Annotated in this window: 22 protein-coding genes; 4 read left to right on the forward strand and 18 right to left on the reverse strand. The window is 41.6% G+C overall.

The genetic code is table 11. The annotated features are described in order from the left end of the window. Nucleotides 1-98 precede the first annotated feature (98 nt). Both QL919_RS09690 and QL919_RS09695 read right to left on the reverse strand, forming a co-directional pair. Entirely contained in the window at nt 99-674 is a 576-nt protein-coding gene (locus QL919_RS09690; RefSeq protein ID WP_290189338.1) for a hypothetical protein, read from the reverse strand. A 322-nt stretch (nt 675-996) separates the two neighbouring features. After that, nucleotides 997-1,953: a D-Ala-D-Ala carboxypeptidase family metallohydrolase gene (locus tag QL919_RS09695; RefSeq protein WP_290189339.1), complete on the reverse strand. Its 957-nt coding sequence runs from the start codon at nt 1,951-1,953 to the stop codon at nt 997-999. 271 nt (nt 1,954-2,224) lie between these two features. Between QL919_RS09695 and rodA the strand changes: the two genes are divergently transcribed. Together rodA and QL919_RS09705 are read left to right on the forward strand one after the other, a co-directional pair. Next, nucleotides 2,225-3,367: a rod shape-determining protein RodA gene (gene rodA, locus QL919_RS09700; protein ID WP_290189340.1), complete on the forward strand. Its 1,143-nt coding sequence runs from the start codon at nt 2,225-2,227 to the stop codon at nt 3,365-3,367. Between the two features lie 917 nt (nt 3,368-4,284). After that, a complete protein-coding gene (locus tag QL919_RS09705) occupies nt 4,285-4,899 on the forward strand; it encodes a septal ring lytic transglycosylase RlpA family protein (RefSeq protein WP_290189341.1) in 615 nt (204 codons plus the stop codon). A 156-nt stretch (nt 4,900-5,055) separates the two neighbouring features. On the opposite strand, the gene radA is transcribed toward QL919_RS09705, so the two are convergent. From radA to QL919_RS09760, 11 genes are all read right to left on the reverse strand, one after another. Continuing rightward, a complete protein-coding gene (gene radA, locus QL919_RS09710; protein ID WP_290189342.1) occupies nt 5,056-6,495 on the reverse strand; it encodes a DNA repair protein RadA in 1,440 nt (479 codons plus the stop codon). A 366-nt stretch (nt 6,496-6,861) separates the two neighbouring features. Next, a complete protein-coding gene (gene lptB, locus QL919_RS09715; protein WP_290189362.1) occupies nt 6,862-7,572 on the reverse strand; it encodes an LPS export ABC transporter ATP-binding protein in 711 nt (236 codons plus the stop codon). A gap of 262 nt (nt 7,573-7,834) precedes the next feature. Continuing rightward, on the reverse strand, nt 7,835-8,362 hold the full coding sequence (gene lptA / locus QL919_RS09720; RefSeq protein ID WP_290189343.1) for a lipopolysaccharide transport periplasmic protein LptA: 528 nt from the start codon (nt 8,360-8,362) through the stop codon (nt 7,835-7,837). 173 nt (nt 8,363-8,535) lie between these two features. Further along, the gene (gene lptC / locus QL919_RS09725) at nt 8,536-9,120 is read right to left on the reverse strand and encodes an LPS export ABC transporter periplasmic protein LptC (RefSeq protein WP_290189344.1); all 585 of its coding nucleotides are present in this window, start codon (nt 9,118-9,120) and stop codon (nt 8,536-8,538) included. Beyond that, a complete protein-coding gene (locus QL919_RS09730) occupies nt 9,117-9,683 on the reverse strand; it encodes an HAD hydrolase family protein (RefSeq protein ID WP_290189345.1) in 567 nt (188 codons plus the stop codon). The genes lptC and QL919_RS09730 overlap by 4 nt, the downstream gene beginning before the upstream one ends. A 67-nt stretch (nt 9,684-9,750) precedes the next feature. Next, complete coding sequence (locus tag QL919_RS09735) at nt 9,751-10,743, reverse strand: KpsF/GutQ family sugar-phosphate isomerase (RefSeq protein ID WP_290189346.1); 993 nt, start codon at nt 10,741-10,743, stop codon at nt 9,751-9,753. A 220-nt stretch (nt 10,744-10,963) separates the two neighbouring features. Then, the gene (hfq, locus tag QL919_RS09740) at nt 10,964-11,488 is read right to left on the reverse strand and encodes an RNA chaperone Hfq (RefSeq protein WP_290189347.1); all 525 of its coding nucleotides are present in this window, start codon (nt 11,486-11,488) and stop codon (nt 10,964-10,966) included. 367 nt (nt 11,489-11,855) lie between these two features. Continuing rightward, complete coding sequence (gene miaA / locus QL919_RS09745) at nt 11,856-13,055, reverse strand: tRNA (adenosine(37)-N6)-dimethylallyltransferase MiaA (protein ID WP_290189348.1); 1,200 nt, start codon at nt 13,053-13,055, stop codon at nt 11,856-11,858. A 101-nt stretch (nt 13,056-13,156) separates the two neighbouring features. Beyond that, on the reverse strand, nt 13,157-14,911 hold the full coding sequence (gene mutL, locus QL919_RS09750) for a DNA mismatch repair endonuclease MutL (protein WP_290189349.1): 1,755 nt from the start codon (nt 14,909-14,911) through the stop codon (nt 13,157-13,159). 84 nt (nt 14,912-14,995) lie between these two features. Beyond that, nucleotides 14,996-15,520, reverse strand: a complete 525-nt coding sequence (gene tsaE, locus QL919_RS09755) for a tRNA (adenosine(37)-N6)-threonylcarbamoyltransferase complex ATPase subunit type 1 TsaE (protein WP_290189350.1) — start codon at nt 15,518-15,520, stop codon at nt 14,996-14,998. Next, nucleotides 15,513-16,124 (reverse strand): 6-carboxytetrahydropterin synthase, encoded by a 612-nt coding sequence (locus QL919_RS09760; RefSeq protein ID WP_290189351.1) that lies wholly within the window; start codon nt 16,122-16,124, stop codon nt 15,513-15,515. Before QL919_RS09760 ends, tsaE begins: the two co-directional genes overlap by 8 nt. A 390-nt stretch (nt 16,125-16,514) precedes the next feature. Between QL919_RS09760 and QL919_RS09765 the strand changes: the two genes are divergently transcribed. Continuing rightward, nucleotides 16,515-16,637 carry a hypothetical protein gene (locus QL919_RS09765; protein WP_290189352.1) on the forward strand — a complete coding sequence of 41 codons (123 nt, stop codon included), beginning with the start codon at nt 16,515-16,517 and terminating at the stop codon, nt 16,635-16,637. A gap of 173 nt (nt 16,638-16,810) precedes the next feature. Here the strand turns inward: QL919_RS09765 and QL919_RS09770 are convergent, their stop codons facing one another. From QL919_RS09770 to QL919_RS09785, 4 genes are all read right to left on the reverse strand, one after another. Next, nucleotides 16,811-17,143, reverse strand: a complete 333-nt coding sequence (locus QL919_RS09770) for a YnfA family protein (protein WP_290189353.1) — start codon at nt 17,141-17,143, stop codon at nt 16,811-16,813. A 12-nt stretch (nt 17,144-17,155) separates the two neighbouring features. Then, entirely contained in the window at nt 17,156-17,971 is an 816-nt protein-coding gene (locus tag QL919_RS09775; protein WP_290189354.1) for a PhzF family phenazine biosynthesis protein, read from the reverse strand. Between the two features lie 70 nt (nt 17,972-18,041). Next, nucleotides 18,042-18,503, reverse strand: a complete 462-nt coding sequence (locus QL919_RS09780; RefSeq protein ID WP_290189355.1) for an isoprenylcysteine carboxylmethyltransferase family protein — start codon at nt 18,501-18,503, stop codon at nt 18,042-18,044. 63 nt (nt 18,504-18,566) lie between these two features. Further along, nucleotides 18,567-19,361, reverse strand: coding sequence for a BPL-N domain-containing protein (locus QL919_RS09785; RefSeq protein WP_290189356.1), 795 nt, complete (start codon nt 19,359-19,361; stop codon nt 18,567-18,569). Between the two features lie 111 nt (nt 19,362-19,472). Between QL919_RS09785 and QL919_RS09790 the strand changes: the two genes are divergently transcribed. After that, nucleotides 19,473-20,036: a biotin transporter BioY gene (locus QL919_RS09790; RefSeq protein WP_290189357.1), complete on the forward strand. Its 564-nt coding sequence runs from the start codon at nt 19,473-19,475 to the stop codon at nt 20,034-20,036. A 269-nt stretch (nt 20,037-20,305) separates the two neighbouring features. On the opposite strand, the gene QL919_RS09795 is transcribed toward QL919_RS09790, so the two are convergent. Then, the coding region (locus QL919_RS09795) for a transposase (protein ID WP_290189358.1) at nt 20,306-20,523 on the reverse strand (218 nt) is incomplete at its 5' end.

Below are 20,523 nucleotides of genomic sequence, written 5' to 3' on the forward strand. Positions count from 1 at the left end.
GGGCGATATTATTCAGTATCGCCCTTCTTTTTATTTAAATTTGTGTAGCTAATTTATGAAAGCAACCGCTAACCCGTTTGCAATCAAGTATCAACCAATCAGTCTGAGACAGTAACAGCGACATCATAGACCAAGTTTTCAGGTCTATACGTTGCCCCATTATAACTGAGCCTAATCACATGCTTATCATAAGACTGTACTTGATAATCACCATTCACAAAATCATGTAATGTTGGCACGATTAATAATGCTTCAATTTGACGATTATTAACGTTAACAGACAGTCGCTGACCATCTCGCGGGTATAAGAAATAGTCACAATGGTTATTGACCATAACTTCTGAGTGGCGCTCAACGACTTTGCTCCCGACCTCTTCTTGAATGAGTTTTGGGCAAATATCTGAGCGTTTTGATGCCAGTCTAGCATGAGAGTTTTTGATGCTGTCTTCCACATCTTCAGGGTCTTGTAGGTTTCTATTTTTATTCGCAGCCGTCACCTCTGCCGTTCGGATACTCTCTCCAGAGTAATTCTCCGAACTACAAGCACTAATGGCTAAGAGCAATATAAATCCTGATGCAAAAAATGCCATGTGCGTATTGCTTGACTGCAAAAATGGCTTTTTTAGAGCATTAGGATTTTTCGTTTTCACTGTTTTTTTATACCGCTTTTTCATAAATCCTGCTTATCATAGACACTTTTTGACCTTAACGAACCAAATAAACCATAGATGCTTAACTGATAGTCATTAGAACACATTTCATTGAAACCAAACAAATATGCATTGAATTTAGCGTCTAGTACTTCTGATGTTAATTGACCGATCACTTATTTGATATCTCAGTGCCATTATAGCGCCTTCACCTACGATTTATTATCTTTGTCTCATCTTTAGCCAATACTTAAGAGCTTTGTAGGTTTTGACACGCTCCAAAATACCTTTAATTCATGAGATGATAAGTTGCTTTATTGCAACCATTACTAATTACAGCCAATATCTAATAACGGCAAGACGAGCTGCTGCTAGCATGGTTAAAGCCCCACTTACGATAACCATCAGTATCAATATGAATGGCACCTGTAGAGTACAAGCCCAAACCAAAATTATGAGCTTGTCCTTGATACTGCCAGAATTGACACAAGCCATCTTGCATGGTGCTTAATCGCCATAAGTTATCTTCATACTCTGGCACCCAAATATCTATCGCGCTTGCATTCATGTGCTTACTGCCATCCGCACCACCAGCACAGTCATTGAGTGCTGGGCTACGATATACCGAGCGTATTTCACTGCTCAGAGGTAAAATCCCTTGATGTTTCAACTCACCATATAAGCGCAATGTTGGTACAACGTTTCCCCACAACTCCTGTGGTGGCAATTGATACGGTTCATAACCGCATTTATTCCAACTGCGTGCGGTGGTCAGCAGCTGAGACATCGGCGGTACATTTTGCGCGCCGACACGTGAGCTTAGATAGCGCTGATAGTCAGCGACCTGACTCGCACGGTAACGGTTACTGTTTAACCAAGTATTAAAATCCATACTGGTAAAATCATTGTAAGCGCTGTTGTAAGTGTTGCTCGCAGTGTTATATCTATTGTTACTGTAGGTGGTGTTATAAACGGGTGCTCGACGATTAACGTTGACACGCTTATTTTCTTCAATAGAAACCCCAGCATCCAACCCATAATCGCGCTGTTTTTGAGCAATCAAGCCTTGCATGCTATCACCAGTTAGCATGGTGACGCCGCCAGTTGAGCCGGAAACTCTATTAGCAGGCTCGATATAGGCATTGCTACTACTATCGCTATTACTGCCCTGACGTATCTGAATACGGCGCTCGCTATTATCACTGATGATAGCGGCATAAGCTGGAAGACTGCTGGCACATATAAAAAGTGCAACCATAGGCTTATAGATCTGCCCACAAACAGGTTTTTTTGTATTTATCATTGCAAGAAGCTACCGCTAAAAACGTTTTATCGATACTATCAAATTTTTTGCAAGCAGGCTAAACTATCGCCTCTAAACTCAGTCTTGATATTGCTAATTAACACTTATACTTATAATTTTTATAATTACGTGACCTTATTACTTATATGTTACTGTGCTTCTGAAATGCTGTTCGTGTTTTTACCTTATATACTGTTTTAAAAACCATATTTTTAGATGAAAACTTAGATTAACCACTTCCTTTAAACCAATAGCCAGTCACACTTCGCCTATGTCTTCTAACCCGCAATACCGTTTTTCACGTCAAAGCCATCACTTCGGTCAAGGTAATGCGCCGACACTATGGCAACGTATTCATATCGATCCGTGGTTGACCTTGTTGTTGTTGACGGTTTGCTCTATTGGTTTGACTATTTTATACAGCGCTGCTGGTCAAGACGTTGGCATGGTCATACGCCAAATGGTCAGTTATGGTGTGGCCTTCACTGTCATGTTCATCATGGCACAGATACCGCCTACTATTTACCGCACGCTTACGCCTATATTTTATGTGCTTGGGCTTATCCTTTTGGTATTGGTCGATATCATCGGTGAGGTACGTATGGGTGCTCAGCGCTGGATCAACTTACCAGGGTTTGGTAGTGTACAGCCTTCCGAGTTTATGAAACTTGGCATGCCAATGATGTGTGCTTGGTTTTTATCCAAACGCGATCTACCGCCATCCGCCTCGAGTATTGCTATCACATTGGCCTTAATCATTGTGCCAGTCTTATTAATCGCTAAAGAGCCTGACCTTGGCACTTCATTATTGGTAGCAGCCAGCGGGATTTTTGTGCTGTTTTTAGCAGGTCTATCATGGCGACTGATTGCCGGTGCTGCTGCTTTAGCAGTCCCGCTTGTGGCCTTTGCTTGGAACTTTTTATTACACGATTACCAACGTACCCGCGTCCTCACTCTTTTTAATCCTGAGGCTGACGTGCAAGGCGCAGGTTGGAATATCATTCAATCAAAAACAGCGATTGGGGCTGGTGGACTTACTGGAAAAGGTTATCTAGAAGGCACACAATCACACCTACACTTTCTACCAGAAGGTCATACTGACTTTATCATTGCTGCCTTTTCTGAAGAGTTTGGCTTACTTGGCGTGTTGCTGTTAATGTTTATTTATTCGTGTTTATTGACTCGTGCCTTATACATAGCCTTTATTCATCCAGATGTCTATAGCAGATTATTGGCAGGTGCGATTGCCATGTCTTTCTTTGTCTATATATTCGTCAATGTTGGCATGGTAGGCGGGCTCTTACCAGTCGTTGGTGTCCCATTGCCATTCATTAGTTATGGCGGTACTGCAATTGTGACTTTGATGGCAGGTTTTGGTCTACTGATGTCAATCCACACCCATAAACCTAGCTAAACCCAATCTCCTTCTAAAAACTCTATAAAATCAAGCCTCTACTAATTTAGAGGCTTTTTTCAATGCCTTGAAATTATTACTTTTATGCGTCATATAAAGAATCTTAAAAAACAATATAGCAGCAAATCATTCTGCTTATTTTAAAAAGTTAGAAAGTATATTATCAAACTTTAAGACAAGGCAAAGGGAGATAATGCCTGATTAATATCCATTATATTTATAACAAAATCTACATAGACTGTGATAAAAACCATCAAAAATACAGCTATTAGAAACAACTATCTACTTAATATTAAAGCTTATTTTCTGATTATAAGGGCAGTTAAAACACCTTGCAATGTCAATCATGACTGCTCCGTACTGATAGGTTTTAATCCTTGTTTTTTACAAACAATTGCGTTACCCTCGTTTTATCGTAGTTTGATACATAACCCGTACATAGCTGCTAAGAAACTTTGCATTTAATTATATTCAGGTTGTAGCTCATCCGTATAGTTAGCCACTTGTGAGATTCAGGCTTTCAAATACACTACTTAATTAACGGTTTAATAACAAAGCAACACGTAATGCTCTTTAAACCCTTTATTAATTTAGCATTGTTAAGAAGCTTGTAAACACAATTTATTTACAGTTAAGGTTATCCAATCTGTCTTAGATTATACGCCTAGCTAATATCGTTAACTATCATTTGAGCGTTTCATAAGTATCATGGTTTTACCTAACCTGCTTATGATAATGACATAAAAATTACCATATATTAAAATCTATAGAAGCCTGTTTAACATCAATCATTATACAAACAACATATTGGTGAGAAGGTTTTGGAGTTTGAGGCATGGTTAGATTGGTCTAACAGTGTCACACTCAATCTAAGAATATTAGAGTTAGGTTTTAGTGTATAAGTTATAGAGGTATCTATGAATAAGCGTTTATCTGGTTTACTTACTATGTCAGCGGTTTTATTCGCTGGATCTGCAGTGGCTACTAATGCCAATGCTGCAGAAGCAAAAACCACTCTTGCAATGATTTCGCAAGATAACGCCTCCCACATTGATCGTGTACTTGGTGAGCTTAGCCGCCAGCATGATGGTGCATCAAGCTTGGTTAAGTCAGCACGCCAGCCTACTTCACTAGCGCTTAGCAGCTCACTGTTAGCCAGTGACACCTCTCAAGTGACTAATGATGAAGATGTATTAGAACGTCTGACTGCAGTCGCCTCTAACTCAGTGAGCAAGTTCAAGCAGACTGGCTTAGCCTCTTGGTATGGTCGTAAGTTCCATGGCCGCAAAACAGCCAGTGGCGAAACTTTTGATATGAATGGTTTGACTGCAGCACATCGCTCATTACCACTCAACTGCTACGTTAAAGTCACCAACAAAACCAATGGTAAAAGCGTCGTCGTCAAGGTAAATGATCGTGGCCCATTCCATGGTAACCGTGTACTAGATTTGTCTTATGGTGCTGCTAAACGCTTAGGTATCACAAGCAAGGGTGTTGGTAACGTTTCTATTGAACGTGTTTCAGGTCCATAGTGCTATATTAGTCATACACCAATGGCATTAAACCAAAAAGCGCCTCACTTAATGATAAGTGAGGCGCTTTTTTTGGCTTTACTTTTAACAATATAAAAATTGGATGCTTTATATCTCCAAAGCTCTATAAGTTAAAGGATCTACAACTCACAGCTCCTATAATTCAAAAGCACTTTCAATAGCATCATCTAGACGTTCAACAGCGATGACATTAATACCTCTAAACTGTGGCGCATCTTTAGCTGGCGCATTAGCTTTCGGAATAATCGCATGCTTAAAGCCGTGCTTCATGGCCTCTTTTAAGCGCTCTTGACCATTAGGAACTGGGCGAATCTCACCAGACAAACCCACTTCTCCAAATACGGCTAATGATGAAGGCAATGCTCGTTCTTTAATGCTTGATGCACAAGCCAGCAGCACGGCCAAATCAGACCCTGTCTCTATCACTTTCACACCGCCAACTACGTTGACATAGACATCTTGACCACTGGTATGAATACCACCATGGCGATGCATGACTGCCAACAACATAGATAAACGCTGAAAATCTAGTCCTAACGCCATCCGTCTAGGTGACCCTTGTGAATCGTCTACCAAGGCTTGTACCTCAACCAATAACGGTCTGGTGCCTTCGCGACTGACCATCACAACGGATCCTGCAACAGGTTTGTCATAGCGACTTAAAAATATAGCAGAGGGGTTAGCAACCTCTTTCAGACCCATATCCGTCATACCAAAAATGCCGAGCTCGTTGACGGCACCAAAACGGTTTTTTACCGCACGAATCATCCGAAAACGTGAATCAGACTGACCTTCAAAATATAAAACCGTATCCACCATATGCTCAAGCACACGCGGGCCTGCAAGCGTACCTTCTTTAGTCACATGCCCCACTAAAAATAACGCTGTGCCAGTTTGCTTAGCGTAGCGTGTCAAAATCGCAGCCGATTCTCGAATCTGACTGACCCCGCCTGGTGCAGAATTGATGGCATCGGTATAAATGGTCTGAATAGAATCAATAATAGCAATCGCGGGCTGCTCTTGTGTCAATGCAGCACAAATAGTCTCTACATTGGTTTCTGCCAACACCCTCAATCTATCAGCAGGTAAATCTAAGCGCTTAGCACGCATAGCAACCTGTGCCAATGACTCCTCACCCGTCACATATAGGGCACTACCTGCTAATGAATCAGCCTTTGCCATATTCGTCGCTGTTTGCAGCAAAATAGTCGATTTACCAATACCAGGGTCACCGCCTATCAATACCACAGAACCTGCTACCAATCCGCCTCCAAGCACACGATCAAACTCACTGATACCGGTTGGTAAACGCGTATCTAAACCTACGCTTACGGCATTGAGTGGCATGACCGCACTATGAGTACCTGAGTAGTTCCCGGTTGGTGCTCCACCTGACGAGCGAGGTGTTGCACGATTTGCTGCTGGTTTAGCAGTGCTTTTATTATGATGAGGCATGCTGACATTTGGTGCTTCAATTAAGCTGTTCCATTCGCTGCAATCAGCACATTGTCCCGCCCACTTCCCAAAGTGCGCCCCGCAACTCTGACAGACATAACTACTTTTATTTTTTGCCATAACTTATAAACCTTACTCAGGTGTTCAATCAAGAATAATCAATAAAATATTGTAATGCTTTAATAGTTGCTCATTTGAAAATGATGTGATGATCAATACGAGTCAGTTATCAATATAAATAACCAATTCTTATGAAAAAGCGCTGCTTATAAATAACTGTTTTATGTAAGAGAAAAGTGCGAGATATATTGAATTGAGAATATATCCTAGGAAGGAAGAAATTAGAAAGGGGGTGATAGCTGGCATAAAGTCTAAATCAAAGTGCTTACCAGACTTTTTGCCAGCACATACCTATGACAATCACGAAGTTAAGCCATTCAAAGAAAAAAGTAAATATCTACGATATATATACTCGAAGCTACAGCACTATACTTGAAAATCCTTACCCAAATAAACCGACTTCACCAGCTCATTATCTAAGACGTCGCACGCTGTACCTTCAGCAATAATAGCGCCTTCTGATACAATATAAGCTTTTTCGCAAATGGCCAACGTATCACGAACATTATGGTCAGTAATCAATACGCCAATGCCGCGCTTTTTAAGAGTCAAAATCACATCTTTGATATCACCAACAGAGATAGGGTCAACACCTGCAAAAGGCTCATCTAATAAGATAAATTTTGGATCAGCTGCTAGTGCACGAGCAATCTCACAACGGCGACGCTCACCACCAGATACACTCATACCTAATGACTTACGTACGTGTTCTAGATGGAACTCACCGATGAGCTTTTCAAGCTCTTGGCGCTGCTCGCTCACACTCAATTCTGTACGGGTCTGCAAAATAGCCAATATATTATCTTCGATAGATAACTTACGAAAGATAGAGGCTTCTTGTGGCAGGTAACCAATACCTGCACGAGCACGCTCATGCATGGCGTACTTAGACAAGTCCATCTTACCTAAGGTAACCCGGCCCTTATCCATATTAACCAGCCCGACAACCATATAAAAGCTGGTCGTTTTACCGGCGCCATTTGGACCTAACAGCCCAACAACCTGACCTTGCTCAACTGAAAACGAGACATCCTTTACGACCCAACGCTTACCATAGCGTTTGCCTAAATTTTGCATAGAGAGTCGCGCCACAGGTGCTGCCTCAGTGTTTGCTGTTAAAGGGCTAACTTCTTTCTTATCACTCATAACTTACTCATACTGTTGCAAGACTTAAGCACGGATGGGCTTCCTTTTTATATAGACTTACCTATTGATTGACAGGTTGATCACCTAAAATAGAAGGTGTATATCATCAAATAGTCAATTTAGAAGGCATTGTATCAAAAAGCCTATATAACACGGCATATATCAAAATGGCATTTATCTACCGTCTATAAGGTTAGCGTACACCGCTTTGATTGGTATTATTGTTGGGTGGGAACACCAACTCTACACGCTGATTACCACCGGCAGTTGCTTCAACGTCACCTGCTTTTAGGCTATAGCGAATGACGTTACCCGCAAAACTTGCACCATTCTGCACAAGCTTAGCATTACCTGTGAGAGTGATAATACCAGTGACCGCATTGTAATCAATTTTGTTCGCCTGACCTTTTGCTAGGCCTTTTTCTTGCGTGACCACTTGTTGCATAGTTGCTGGACGACCGGTAGCAACCGCTGAGTTGATACTACGCTGCTGAGACAGATTGACCGTGATATTATCCGCAGTCATTTTAAACGTCCCTTGAGTAATAATGACATTGCCTGCATAACTGGTGATACCAGTGCGCTCACTATAAGTGGCTTTATCTGCTAATAGCTTGATTTGCTGATTGGCGTCTGATGGCAGAGCATGGCTATAAAGTGGTAGTGCTAGCAGCATGGCCATGGGTAACGTACGAAAAGCAGGCAATAATTTAAGTTTCATAAAAATCACTCGTTTTATAATAGGTATTAGGGTGCGGCTTCATTCTGACCATCGGAATTCAAATAAGCTTAAGGCTAAATCCTTGCCAATTTGTCAAACGGCGTCAGATGAATTGCTGATATATCGCTATTGTCTGTATTATCTTATTTGACTCGTATTTATCTTATATAACACTAAAACAATGCTTTATCCTGACGTTCAGCCGGACTAAAGGCAACCGCAACCTGTCCAAACTCATACTCACCAGTTTCAAGATTGGCGGTCATGCTAGATGCCTCAAAGCGATTCATTCCCTGCTCAATTTTAACCGGCTCTTCGCTATAGACCTGTCCTGACTTAGTATTGCCCTTCAGAGTACTGCCAGTCACTTTAATCGGTTCAATATCCGGTGTGTCTTTATTACCTTCGCTAATCAATGAGAACCCGCCTGAAAGGCTTAGGTCACCCGTCTGCTGGCTAATGGCTGCACTACCTGCTTCGATACGATAGCGTTGCTCAGCTGATGGCTCCCAGTTCATAGTAATACCTGACATCTCATCAAGATTGGTCACCGGGTTATGCGTCAAAGATTCAGCGGTCAGCTCGTACTCCGTTTCGCCTTGCTCATTGGTCTGCACCGCTGTGATATCTGTTGCTTCATAATCAACATCGGTCGCCTCCATACTAATCGGTGGCGTTATTTCTCCTTGCTGCTGAAAGAACCAGCCTGCAATACCAGCGATAATCAATGCAAGAACAATTAAAACACGTGTATTCACGACAGTTTACTCTGTGATTGTGCTTCATCAAGCGTGTAGTGCGCAATAAAGTCTTGATAATGACCATGACCTTTTAAGATAAGATCACACACTTCACGTACAGCGCCGGTGCCACCTGCCCGCGTAGTGACCATATCACTGCGATTGACAACCTCAGCATGGGCGTTAGGTACTGTGGCGGCAAACCCCACTGTTTGCATCGCTTTGATGTCGGGTAAGTCATCGCCCATATAAGCGCAATCAGATGCTGTAATATTGAGTGCTGGATCTAGCATAGACAACAACTCATTTAAGGCAACAAGCTTATCATCACGTCCCTGCACGACATAATCAACTCCCATCTCAAGAGCACGCTTGTCTACCATAGGGCTGCTGCGGCCTGTAATTATAGCCGTCAAAATACCATAACGACCCAACGACTTAACCCCAACGCCGTCATGTACTGAGAATGCCTTGGTCTCAACGCCATTCGCATCATAAATGATTTGACCATTGGATAAAATACCATCGACATCCATCACCAATAGCTTTACCTGTCCTGCCTTTTTGATTAAGTCTTGCATTACGTCTCTCTTATCAGTCTATTTATTGAATTTTATTCTTATAAGTCCATATTCTGATTGATGCTACTTATTTTACACCAGCTTGTAGCAAGTCATGTACCGTAATAATCGCTTCTAAACGGTCTTCATCGTCGATAATTAACAGCTGACTGATACCGTTTTCGTTCATGACACTGAGTGCATCTGACGCGCGCATGGTCTTACTAACACGACGTGGATTATTGACCATGACGGCATGCATCGGCGTTTGTAAGTCGATGCCTTTTTCTAGACCACGGCGCAAATCACCATCTGTAAATACGCCGACAACTTTGTCATTATCATCGGTCACCACCGTCATACCCAAGCGACCCGCTGACATTGTAAAAAGTGCTTCTTGTAATGGGGCTTGCTGGTGAATAAGCGGTAAATCTTCAGATTTGGTATGCATCAAATCTTCGACACGCGTTAGTAGTTGACGACCTAATGCACCTGCTGGATGCGATAAAGCAAAATCTTCTGACGTAAAATTACGGGCATGTACCAATGCAACTGCTAATGCATCACCAAGCGCCAAAGTTGCTGTGGTACTCGAGGTGGGTGCTAGATTAAGTGGACAAGCTTCTTGTGATTTTCCAAGTGTCAATACGATATCCGCTGCACGTGGTAGCATACCTCGCTTATCACGACTGATACTAATCAGTGGAATGTTTAAGCGTTTGACCACTGGCAATAGCATCTTAATCTCATCCGACTCACCAGAATTGGATATCGCAAGCAGTACATCACCCTGCACTAGCATACCTAAGTCACCATGCCCCGCTTCACCTGGATGCATAAAAAAGGCCGGTGTTCCAGTTGACGCAAATGTCGCCGCTATTTTGCGCCCAATCAATCCTGACTTACCCATCCCCGTCACCACCACTCGACCTTTACAAGCCAAGATGATATCGCAGGCTTGTGCAAATCTATCATCTATCTGCTCTGTCAATAATGCCAATGCAGAAATTTCAGTATTAATCGCTTCGATGGCGGTACTGATGAATTGCTCATGGGTTAGATTGCGTGGGGTATTACTCATGAATCAGCTCTGTTTTTATAATGAATCAATAAGGTATTTTACTATACTATTGGCAATATTAATAACAATGTGCGCTTTCTTTCAGCTTATAACATTAAACGTCTGTTGATATCAGACTATACAAAAAAAACCCACTATAAAAGCAGGTTTCAATCGGATAAATCATGTCTGTATACGAACCATAGCTCAGTGATGCATTTTAAACCATGCATCCTGTTATTTAGCCATTATTGTCGTTAGACCCATCATTCGGTTTGTCTTCAAAGCTTGTATTATCAGTTGGCGCTTCAAACCCACGGTCTTGACCGAAGCCACCGCGCTCAAAGCCACGGTCCTGACCAAAACTACCGCGCTCAAAGCCACGTTCTTGACCTTGTCCAAAACCACCACGGTTAAAACCACTACGACTAGAAGCAAAGCCACGCTCTTCAAAACCACCAGCACTAGCAGGGTTACCACCACGCTCAAAACCGCCACCTTGATAACCAGATGGTGCCGCACTTTGTGGTTGTGCGGTAGCACCTGTCGTTGTGCTGCTACGTGGGTTACGCGCTGGCACTACTGTTGAAATAGCATGCTTATAGACCATTTGACTCACTGTGTTTTTCAGCAAGACCACATACTGATCAAACGACTCGATTTGACCCTGAAGCTTAATACCATTGACCAAAAAAATAGAGACAGGAATGCGATCTTTGCGCAGCGAGTTCAAAAACGGATCTTGTAAAGTTTGTCCTTTTGACATGAAATCTCTCCTAAATATTATTTAATTATGTTTTGAGCGCCAATTATTTTAAGTGTTGATTTAATTATAATGGCTAAAGGTAGATACAATGATAAGTTTTCTTTATAAAACGTATCTAAATAAATACTGATTCTTATTAAGTGATTCCACTTTATAGCGAATACATTATTATTGTAAATAATTAAGTAACTACTTGTTTCATCAGTAGTTTTTACAAACAAACGTCAATCAATATATATTAAAAAGCAGCGATATAAGCTCAATCCCCACTGTTCTACTAGGTTTTAATTATAACAGTTATATATATTATACTTTGAAACTAATTGTCATTATTTTTTACATAATATCCAATTAGTGTATGCAACCTTCAATATAAATAATCTCTTGCCTGAGTTATGGTATCAAATGTTTTTATTATCATAGTATCGTCTATAGATTTATCGTCACTATGCAGCCGATTAGCTGCTAGTTTGGAATCTGATTCATTATGAGACAAACTGGTCAATTGAGTGAGCTTTCTCAGCCAAGTGTATTGGCGCTTTGCCAACTGCCTTGTCGCATATAATGCCTTATTTTGCATTTGCTGACAAGCAAGCGCCTCAGCCTGACCAATGTGCTCAGTTGCTTGTATCTGCAGCTTGGCTGCCTTCTGCGGCTTTGATTGATCACTTATTGAATCATCAACTGCGTCAAAGGCATCATAAAACTGTGTTTTATCCAAATGCGCTTTCTCAAATACTGGGTGATTAATATGGACTAAGTATTCCAATACTTGCCGATAGCCGACGCAGCGCATCGATGGTAAATTGGGCGTCAGAGGATAGCGCTCTAGCAGATTGACAACCTCAGCCACTAGCCCATCATTCCACATGATATCCAAACGTTGCTCAATACGCTGATGCAACCACGGACGATCAGGCATTATTGCCAACACATGCCACTGCTGATTGGGATTATGAGCCAAAGCCTGTTTAGGCTGTTGCTGCCAATCACTGATGGGTATATTGGTTTGCAGGTAGACTTCAACCGCTCGAGTAATACGTTGAGTATCCGTGCCGTTGAGTCGCTCATGGCTAATCGGATCTATTTTACCGAGATAGTCATACAGCGCACTAATACCCTCCTCTTGCCGCCACTGCTCCACTCGTGCGCGCACGTTATTATCACTGTCTGGGACTGGCGATAGCCCATCAATGAGTGCCATGTAATACATCATGGTACCACCGACGAGCAAGGGAATTTTGCCATTCTCATGACAGCTATCAATCAAGCGGGCAACATCATGCACAAACTCAGCGACGCTATAGCTCTGCATCGGGTCAATAATATCGACCAAATGATGTGGATAGCGCGCCAGCTCAGCAGCCGTTGGTTTGGCGGTACCGATATTCATATCACGATATATCAGTGCTGAATCTACTGAGATTAATTCATAACGCCCTGTATCATACAGCTCATAAGCCAGTGCCGTCTTGCCACTCGCGGTCGGTGCCATCAAACACACCACGCTATTATCGGCTAAATTGAGATTGAGGCGATAAAATGAGCCATCAGACGAAAGTTGCATAGGATTGCCTTTACTAATTATATGATTAGCGCGAAGTAAATTGACGCCTTGTCACTGCTAAAGTTTGTTTATTATAATTTTTTATGTAGTTAGATGTACATTTACTCAGGGGCAGATGACAGCATCAATGCAACCAATCGATGACTATCGACAGACTTAATCGTATGTTTAACAAGTAATGCTTCGATATCTGCTATGAAAACCATGACATCTTGCGCGGTCATTTGCGCACTTACCTTAGCAAGTTGCTGATTAATATATACTGCGCTATTTAGTATCTCGTCTTTTTTGGATAACTTGCTGCCAAGTACATGTGACTCAAATAACGAACTGAGCTTTGCCTGCCAATCTGCTGCACTAATCAGTAAATATTGGCGTTGGTAATAAAACAATAACCACGGCAGCGATTTATCTTCAATATCTGTTGTAATAGCAGATTCATTTAACACATTATCTAAATGGGTAATAACATCTAAACAATAAGGCAAAGACGTCGAATTTATTGCTACATCGTTAGAGATATCGCTGGTATTTTTAATGATATTTTCAGAAACAAATGATGTGTCCACGATTTGAGAAGTAGGCGTATTTTCTGATAACTGATAGGGCTGTTTGGGTGCTTGGACTTGCTGGCTTTTGGTTGAATGAGTAGTCGATGATGTCTGTTCCATTTGAGCAGCGAAAGTATTATTTATAGACAGACTATTATTTAATACCTGACTATCATCATTAACGGAATTAATGGTCTTCTTGCTAATTACATTTTTAAGCTTTGTCCGAATCGCATGACTGAGATGCGCCATGATATTATTTAACGGACTGATTTTGATACGCTGTTTAGATGGGTGTACATTAATATTAAGCCACTCAGTTGGCAGATTAAAATAAAGCGCATAGCCAATACCTGCTAACTGAGCGGTTTGGGCAAGTTGACGTAGCTGATTGCTAATCAATGCTTCTTTAACCAGTCGTCCATTTACATAGATTAACTTTGGTAAAGTATCTTGCGTATTAATGATAGGCCATAACCACCCATTAATGCTGGCTTGAGCGCCAAAGCTACTATCAACGTAGTCTTTAGGCGACTGTATTAAATTGCTCAGATCTAATGCTATTTCTAAGGCCTTATCCGTTAATGATAGCCCAGTCGCTTGCTCAAGACGTGATAAAGGCAGACGATTAGCGTTATTGTTGCTGTTATCATTTGCAGACACTGCTCTTGAAGAAAGAGACAGCCGCTTTTTATTATCATGAAACAGCGTCAGCGCCACATCTGCGCGCGCCAAAGCCACTTCGCGCACTATCGTTTCGATATGACCAAACTCGGTCGCAATAGATTTTAAATTACCGCGACGAGCTGGCACGTTAAAGTACAAATCCTTCACGGTAATAGTTGTACCACGATGATGCACAACTGGTATCAACTGAGGCACATCATCCAATACACCCGCGACTTGCAACTGGCGACCAACACCACTGTCATCATGACTACTGCTTAAGGTCAAACGAGAAACCGCCGCCGTTGCTGCTAATGCTTCACCACGAAAGCCCAATGTCGTAATGCCATGCAAATTTGCGACATCAGCGACTTTACTGGTCGCATGACGGGTAATCGCCATGATCATATCATCAGGATAGATACCCATACCATTATCGACCACTTCAATCATACCCATGCCGCCTTGGGTAATGTGTATCGCAATACTGGTCGCACCAGCATCAATGGCATTCTCAAGCAACTCTTTAACCACTGCTGCTGGGCGCGTCACTACCTCACCTGCTGCCAATTGATTAATGAGCAGCGGCGATAGCTTTTTGATGCGAGTATGAGAATGATTGTCTGGCATTTGTGGCATTCAGAGGTATCGTTGTTTTGCGTGGTGATAAGTGGTTCTGGCGAATATTGGTGATTTACATTGGCTACAGATATGAGATGCAAACTAAATCTTAAGAGAGGATAAATCCAAGCCTTGCGCCTGACCTGACTTTGATAGTCGCAGCTCAACCTGACGCGCTTCTTTATCATTATCGTCGCCATCAGCTTGCGTCATATCAATAAATAAAGTCGGCTGCGGCAAATAGCTGTCCGCACGGCTGGCCCATTCGATGATAACCAATGCATTTGGCTCATCTAAATACTCATCGAAACCGATAAAAGACAGCTCTTCTGGATCTTGCAAACGATATAAGTCAGCATGATAAACTGGCTTAATTGACCCATCGTTTTGCTCGATACTATAAGGTTCAACTAAGGTATAAGTCGGACTTTTAACGGCACCCGTATGTCCGAGCGCTTGCAACCAATAACGAGTCAGCGTAGTTTTACCTGCACCCAAATCCCCCGCCAGCCAAACGCTACCGGATAAGGATAACGCCGCTAGTTGCACCGCCAAGCGCTGTGTATCCGCTTCAGAGTACAGTATCAAGGTTTTAACGTTCTTTTCTCCATTAGTATTACTAGACATCAGACTTACCTTCCTGTACTTGCATAGTCACGGATGGATTGACAAAGCTTTCACCACGAATCAGTTTGGCATATAGCTCAGGGTCATGCCATTCACTACTGACTTGCTCACTAAATTCAAAGTCTTCTAGCACCAGCTTGCCCATTTGTTCATTAGCAACATCATCAGCAAAACACTGCGCATAACCCGTTGCAGTTTCGTGTGCAATCACCGAGTAAACGCTGACATCAGATTCACCGTTTTGCATTTGGGTTTGTTTTAGAATTTCTTGCGCCCAAAAGAATATCACACGTGAGAACTGCTCTGCTGATGGCGATACCGGCAAGCTTATCCAGCGTGCACTGAATTTTTTGCAGGCAGCGATATACTCAGGGTCGTCTTTGTTCCAAAAGCAAATCGCATGATCGAAGCTGTCGATAATATCTTTTATAGACGATTTTAATAAACCGAAATCATAGACCATCTGCCCATGGTCTAAGCGCTTAGCCTCAAGAATCAATTCGATTTGATAGCTATGACCATGGATAGAATGCTTGCAGCGCTCAGAGCTACAATTACGCACAATATGCGCATTTTCAAATTTGAACAGTTTACGGATACGCATAATAATCAACCAAAACAGTAAGCATCGTTGTGCTAAATATGAGTATTACAAAAGCTTGCCGCGACGACACATCGGCTTGCGGCTCATTATAGCAAATCATGATGACTGCGTAAGTAAGCACTTGCTAATAGCAATATTGGCTAAATAAATCCATGACAATAAATACTCTTTCAAGATAATGTATTAAAAACCATTTTAAAAAGTAGCATTAAAAAAAAGATGGGAGACTAAATGCACTCGTAGGTGAATTGTGCTGACGCTATCTATTGCGGTATCTTAAGCCTATACTCATCTTAGTACGCAACATTTGCGTCACCAGCATTACCCCAACCTTTAAGCTTGATTACAATGGCTTAAAAGGTATTACGGCTTATCTCAAGAGGAAATACCATGAGCAAAGGTCAAGATAGTAAGAAGAATATGAAGAAGAAACCGCTATTAACGGCAAAAGAGAAAAAGGCCGCTAAACAATCTAAAAAAGATGACAACGGCAGTATCTTAGGTAAACATTGATATCGAGTACATCACTAGGCTAATTGAAGCCATATCAGTCTGAGAGATACTATATGAAGCTATGCCTATCGAACCTAATGGTTTGATAGGCATTTTTTATACAAAGCACTTTTTTTATCGTAGCGACTGCTTTTATGCTAGGAACTGCTCTCATACTAACTACTGATATGAAGCTAAGTACTACGCGGCGCAAACATAATAATTACCATGCCTAGCAGCGCGACGACAGAACCCAATATATCCCACGTGGTCGGCCTGATGCCGTTCACTGTCCACAGCCAAATAATTGCCATCGAAATATAAACACCGCCGTAAGCGGCATAAACCCGGCCAGCTGCGGTTGGATGCAAAGACAATAGCCAAACAAAAGCAATCAAGCTTAGCGCACCCGGGACAAGTAGCCAAATCGACTTACCTTCTCGCAGCCAAAGATAAGGCAAATAGCAGCCTGCTATCTCTGCCAATGCTGTCAGCGCAAACAACCCAACGGTTTTTAACTCAGTCAAAACCATCTACTCCTAAACAGTGATAAATCCTGTCATATACTCTACGGCATTGCCAGAAATCATTACTCTGTCATCTGCGACGACGCAGTCTAAAATACCGCCTCGTTTTGATGCTTGATAAGCGACTAATTCATTTTTACCCAAACGCTCCGCCCATAATGGTGCTAAAGCAGTATGAGCCGAGCCTGTCACTGGATCCTCATCGCCACCATTAGCTGGCCAAAAATAACGTGAGATAAAATCGTAATTCTTATATTCATCAGACTTAGCCTGACAAGTCACCACCACATCTAAAGGAGCAAGCTGTTTTAGCTGCTCATTATTACGCTCTACATTCAATAAATCAGCTTCAGCATTATAAATCACAAAATATGCTTGAGAGTTTTTATAGACCTCAACTGGTGCAATAGACAGTCCTGCCAGTAAACCCTCAGGGATATTATCAACCTTCTCAGGTTTCGTATTGGGAAAATCCATTTGTATTTTGCCAGTTTCTGTCTGTACGACGGTTAATATACCAACCGCTTTGGCGTAAAATCTAATAGATTCTAGACTAGGATTTTTCTTGAACAAGATAAAAGCAGATGCCAAGGTTGCATGCCCGCAAAAAGCAATCTCAGTTAGTGGTGAAAACCAGCGGATATGATAGACATCGTTATCATCACTTTTATCTAAAACCAAAAAGGCCGTCTCGGATAAGTTGTTTTCAAAAGCAATAGACTGCATTAAATCATCAGCAAGCCATTTATCAGTGATGATAACTGCCGCTGAATTTCCTTTAAAAACCGTATCAGTAAAAGCATCGACGACATTGATTTCTAGTTGCATTTTATGTTCTCGTTTTTTATTAAAATATTTTTCGCCAATATCTACTTAAGTTCACGCTCATTAGCTACCTTTATATCCAGCGTCTGACACGTGACAAATATGATTGATATGCCTTACCAAATTTTTGTTCCATCATCCGCTCTTCTGGCTCAATCTGAAAGCGCGTCATATACAGCATAAAGACTGGCAATAATACAAACGCAAGAAGGTGAGACAAATATAATGCCCAGCCTAATAAAACCAGCACCAGTCCTACATACATGGGGTTACGGCTATATCGATATATACCCTCAGTCACTAAGCTAGATACTTTCTCAAGTGCCTGCGGATTGGGTGTGGTCTGCGCTTTTTTGAATTGGGCGACTCCCATAATACCACTGCCCAATCCTATAACACCCAAACCAATCGCTAGTGCAGTTGAGCCGCTGAGCGAAAACTTCAAAGCAGGAGCAACTTTGGACACGCCATACATGGCAGCTGCGGTAACAATGACTTGCGCTACCGGTGGTACTTTTAGCTCTAGAGATTTCATAGTTGCACCTTGTAAAATTCTATTGATATTTAAAGGCTGAGATATAGAAAATGGAGTTGGTATTTAACTAAATACCTTATTTATCATTTGTTCGATTTCTTGATAAATAAGCGAACCATAATGCTTGTGACGAATGGTTGTTAGAAAATGTGTTTCTTGTTCCATGTCGGCTTCATCTGCTTGTGCGACTGCATATTGATTATAAGTACTCGGACATAACTCAAAATGCACGCCTGACAACAGATACTGCCCTTGCCCAAAACCACCAGTAATAACGGCATTTTTACCATTGCTGTATGTGGCTAACGTATCAAAAGCAGCATTTTCATCGCTCAAAAAATACGCACCACCATGATAATACACGTCGTCTTGCTTTCCATCTGTATAGTCTAATGTAATGACAGCCTTAGAAGTTACTTTCTCATCATAAAGCTGCCCGTTGGTAAACGATTTTATACTGCCGATTGCGGTTCCCGAAAAGAAAGCCAATTCACGAGCGCCAGTAATCTCATATCCTTGACCTAAGAATTCAATGCCACGAGCGCCATAATAACCGCCTGCACAGATACCGATATAGAGGTTACCTCGATGAACAAAGTCGCGAATGATATCATTACCAATTCCGTTCAGTTTCTTGCAATAAGGTAAATCTGCCCCACCCGGCATGATCAAAATACCTAAATCTTGCGTCTCATCATCGAGCTTGTTATCTAAGATATCTTTACTAGAGATAGTACACACTTCTATAGTATAGTTTGCTGACAGTTTTGCTTGGGCAGTGGCTAATGCAGATTTCACGCTCAACTCGCTGGCGCCTTCATCATTATACACCCAGATGCTGATTGCCTTCTTTGTCATAAAAGTTAGATCCCAAAGCGATTAAAATAAAGTTGAAACTAAATGAGCAATAGTATACTTTGAATTCAAGTATACATTCGTACACTATAAATCAATAGGAAAGGAATACCTATGTCAACCGTATTAACATCGACAAAACAGTGGTTTATTTCTCACGAGCAGGCTGCTTTTTTTATCAAAGTCATTTTTGGGTCTGTGATGATTGCTTTATTTGCGCAGATTTCAGTACCAATGTACCCAGTACCTATCACCGGTCAAACCCTTGCTGTTACTGTAGTAGGTCTATCACTAGGTAGAAAGGCTGGCATCGCAGCAGTACTTTTATATCTGTTTCAAGGCGCTATCGGCCTTCCTGTTTTTGCCAGTGGCTCGGCAGGCATTGCCGCCTTTTTTGGCCCTACCGGCGGTTATTTATATGGATTTATTGCCACGGTTGCCATTTTAGGGTATTTCAGTGATAAAGGCATATTAAAGAGCTACTTTATGAGCACCGTGGTTGCACTTATTGCCACTGCCGCTACTTTTGTGTTTGGTCTGATGCATCTATCTTTGTTTGTACCAGAAGGAACTGTCCTACAATTTGGTCTGTATCCGTTTATCATTGGTGGCATTATCAAAGCGGTATTGGCAGCTGCCCTAGTCGTACCAACGCATAAGTTCTTCTCAAAGCTATAATCTATAGCTGTACTAAAGAGTTGGACTCTTTAATCAAAATTTATCGCTTAAATAAAAAGGACTGAACTCTATTGAATACAGAGTTCAGTCCTTTTGCAATCAATTATCCAATCTTTCGTACTGAATACCTTCACTAATTTTAATACGCGTGGTCTAGCCCTTTTTAACGCATGTAGAGTTCTCGTTCAGATTGAGAACACGCCCTAGCATTGTTATTTCTCAAGACAACGCCATTTATGAAGCGTTATAATATATAAAAGCATATATAGTCAGTTCAAAATAAAATTGTTATGGTTAGGACAAACATCATAAAACAACTTGGATAAGTCATTTTCCAACCAGCCTTGGCGTAGAAACTTTACCTGAGCCCATTTTTTCTCGATAGGGTTCAGATCAGGGCTGTACGGCGGTAGCCAAAGAATACGATGACCATGCCTGTTCAGTAGCTTTTGAATGCGTTTATTCTTATGAAATCTGGCATTATCCA

The sequence above is a fragment of the Psychrobacter sp. APC 3426 genome, assembly GCF_030408035.1.
Taxonomy (GTDB): domain Bacteria; phylum Pseudomonadota; class Gammaproteobacteria; order Pseudomonadales; family Moraxellaceae; genus Psychrobacter.

Bases quoted from the DNA above. Each gene is read 5' to 3' on its own strand.
- QL919_RS09695 (WP_290189339.1), bottom strand. From the start codon at position 1,953: ATGATAAATACAAAAAAACCTGTTTGTGGGCAGATCTATAAGCCTATG.
- QL919_RS09775 (WP_290189354.1), bottom strand. From the start codon at position 17,971: ATGCAACTAGAAATCAATGTCGTCGATGCTTTTACTGATACGGTTTTT.
- QL919_RS09690 (WP_290189338.1), bottom strand. From the start codon at position 674: ATGAAAAAGCGGTATAAAAAAACAGTGAAAACGAAAAATCCTAATGCT.
- QL919_RS09765 (WP_290189352.1), top strand. From the start codon at position 16,515: ATGAGCAAAGGTCAAGATAGTAAGAAGAATATGAAGAAGAAACCGCTA.
- QL919_RS09735 (WP_290189346.1), bottom strand. From the start codon at position 10,743: ATGAGTAATACCCCACGCAATCTAACCCATGAGCAATTCATCAGTACC.
- QL919_RS09705 (WP_290189341.1), top strand. From the start codon at position 4,285: ATGAATAAGCGTTTATCTGGTTTACTTACTATGTCAGCGGTTTTATTC.
- rodA (WP_290189340.1), top strand. From the start codon at position 2,225: ATGTCTTCTAACCCGCAATACCGTTTTTCACGTCAAAGCCATCACTTC.
- QL919_RS09780 (WP_290189355.1), bottom strand. From the start codon at position 18,503: ATGAAATCTCTAGAGCTAAAAGTACCACCGGTAGCGCAAGTCATTGTT.
- radA (WP_290189342.1), bottom strand. From the start codon at position 6,495: ATGGCAAAAAATAAAAGTAGTTATGTCTGTCAGAGTTGCGGGGCGCAC.
- QL919_RS09760 (WP_290189351.1), bottom strand. From the start codon at position 16,124: ATGCGTATCCGTAAACTGTTCAAATTTGAAAATGCGCATATTGTGCGT.
- QL919_RS09730 (WP_290189345.1), bottom strand. From the start codon at position 9,683: ATGCAAGACTTAATCAAAAAGGCAGGACAGGTAAAGCTATTGGTGATG.
- QL919_RS09785 (WP_290189356.1), bottom strand. From the start codon at position 19,361: ATGACAAAGAAGGCAATCAGCATCTGGGTGTATAATGATGAAGGCGCC.
- hfq (WP_290189347.1), bottom strand. From the start codon at position 11,488: ATGTCAAAAGGACAAACTTTACAAGATCCGTTTTTGAACTCGCTGCGC.
- lptB (WP_290189362.1), bottom strand. From the start codon at position 7,572: ATGCAAAATTTAGGCAAACGCTATGGTAAGCGTTGGGTCGTAAAGGAT.
- tsaE (WP_290189350.1), bottom strand. From the start codon at position 15,520: ATGTCTAGTAATACTAATGGAGAAAAGAACGTTAAAACCTTGATACTG.
- mutL (WP_290189349.1), bottom strand. From the start codon at position 14,911: ATGCCACAAATGCCAGACAATCATTCTCATACTCGCATCAAAAAGCTA.
- miaA (WP_290189348.1), bottom strand. From the start codon at position 13,055: ATGCAACTTTCGTCTGATGGCTCATTTTATCGCCTCAATCTCAATTTA.
- lptA (WP_290189343.1), bottom strand. From the start codon at position 8,362: ATGAAACTTAAATTATTGCCTGCTTTTCGTACGTTACCCATGGCCATG.
- QL919_RS09790 (WP_290189357.1), top strand. From the start codon at position 19,473: ATGTCAACCGTATTAACATCGACAAAACAGTGGTTTATTTCTCACGAG.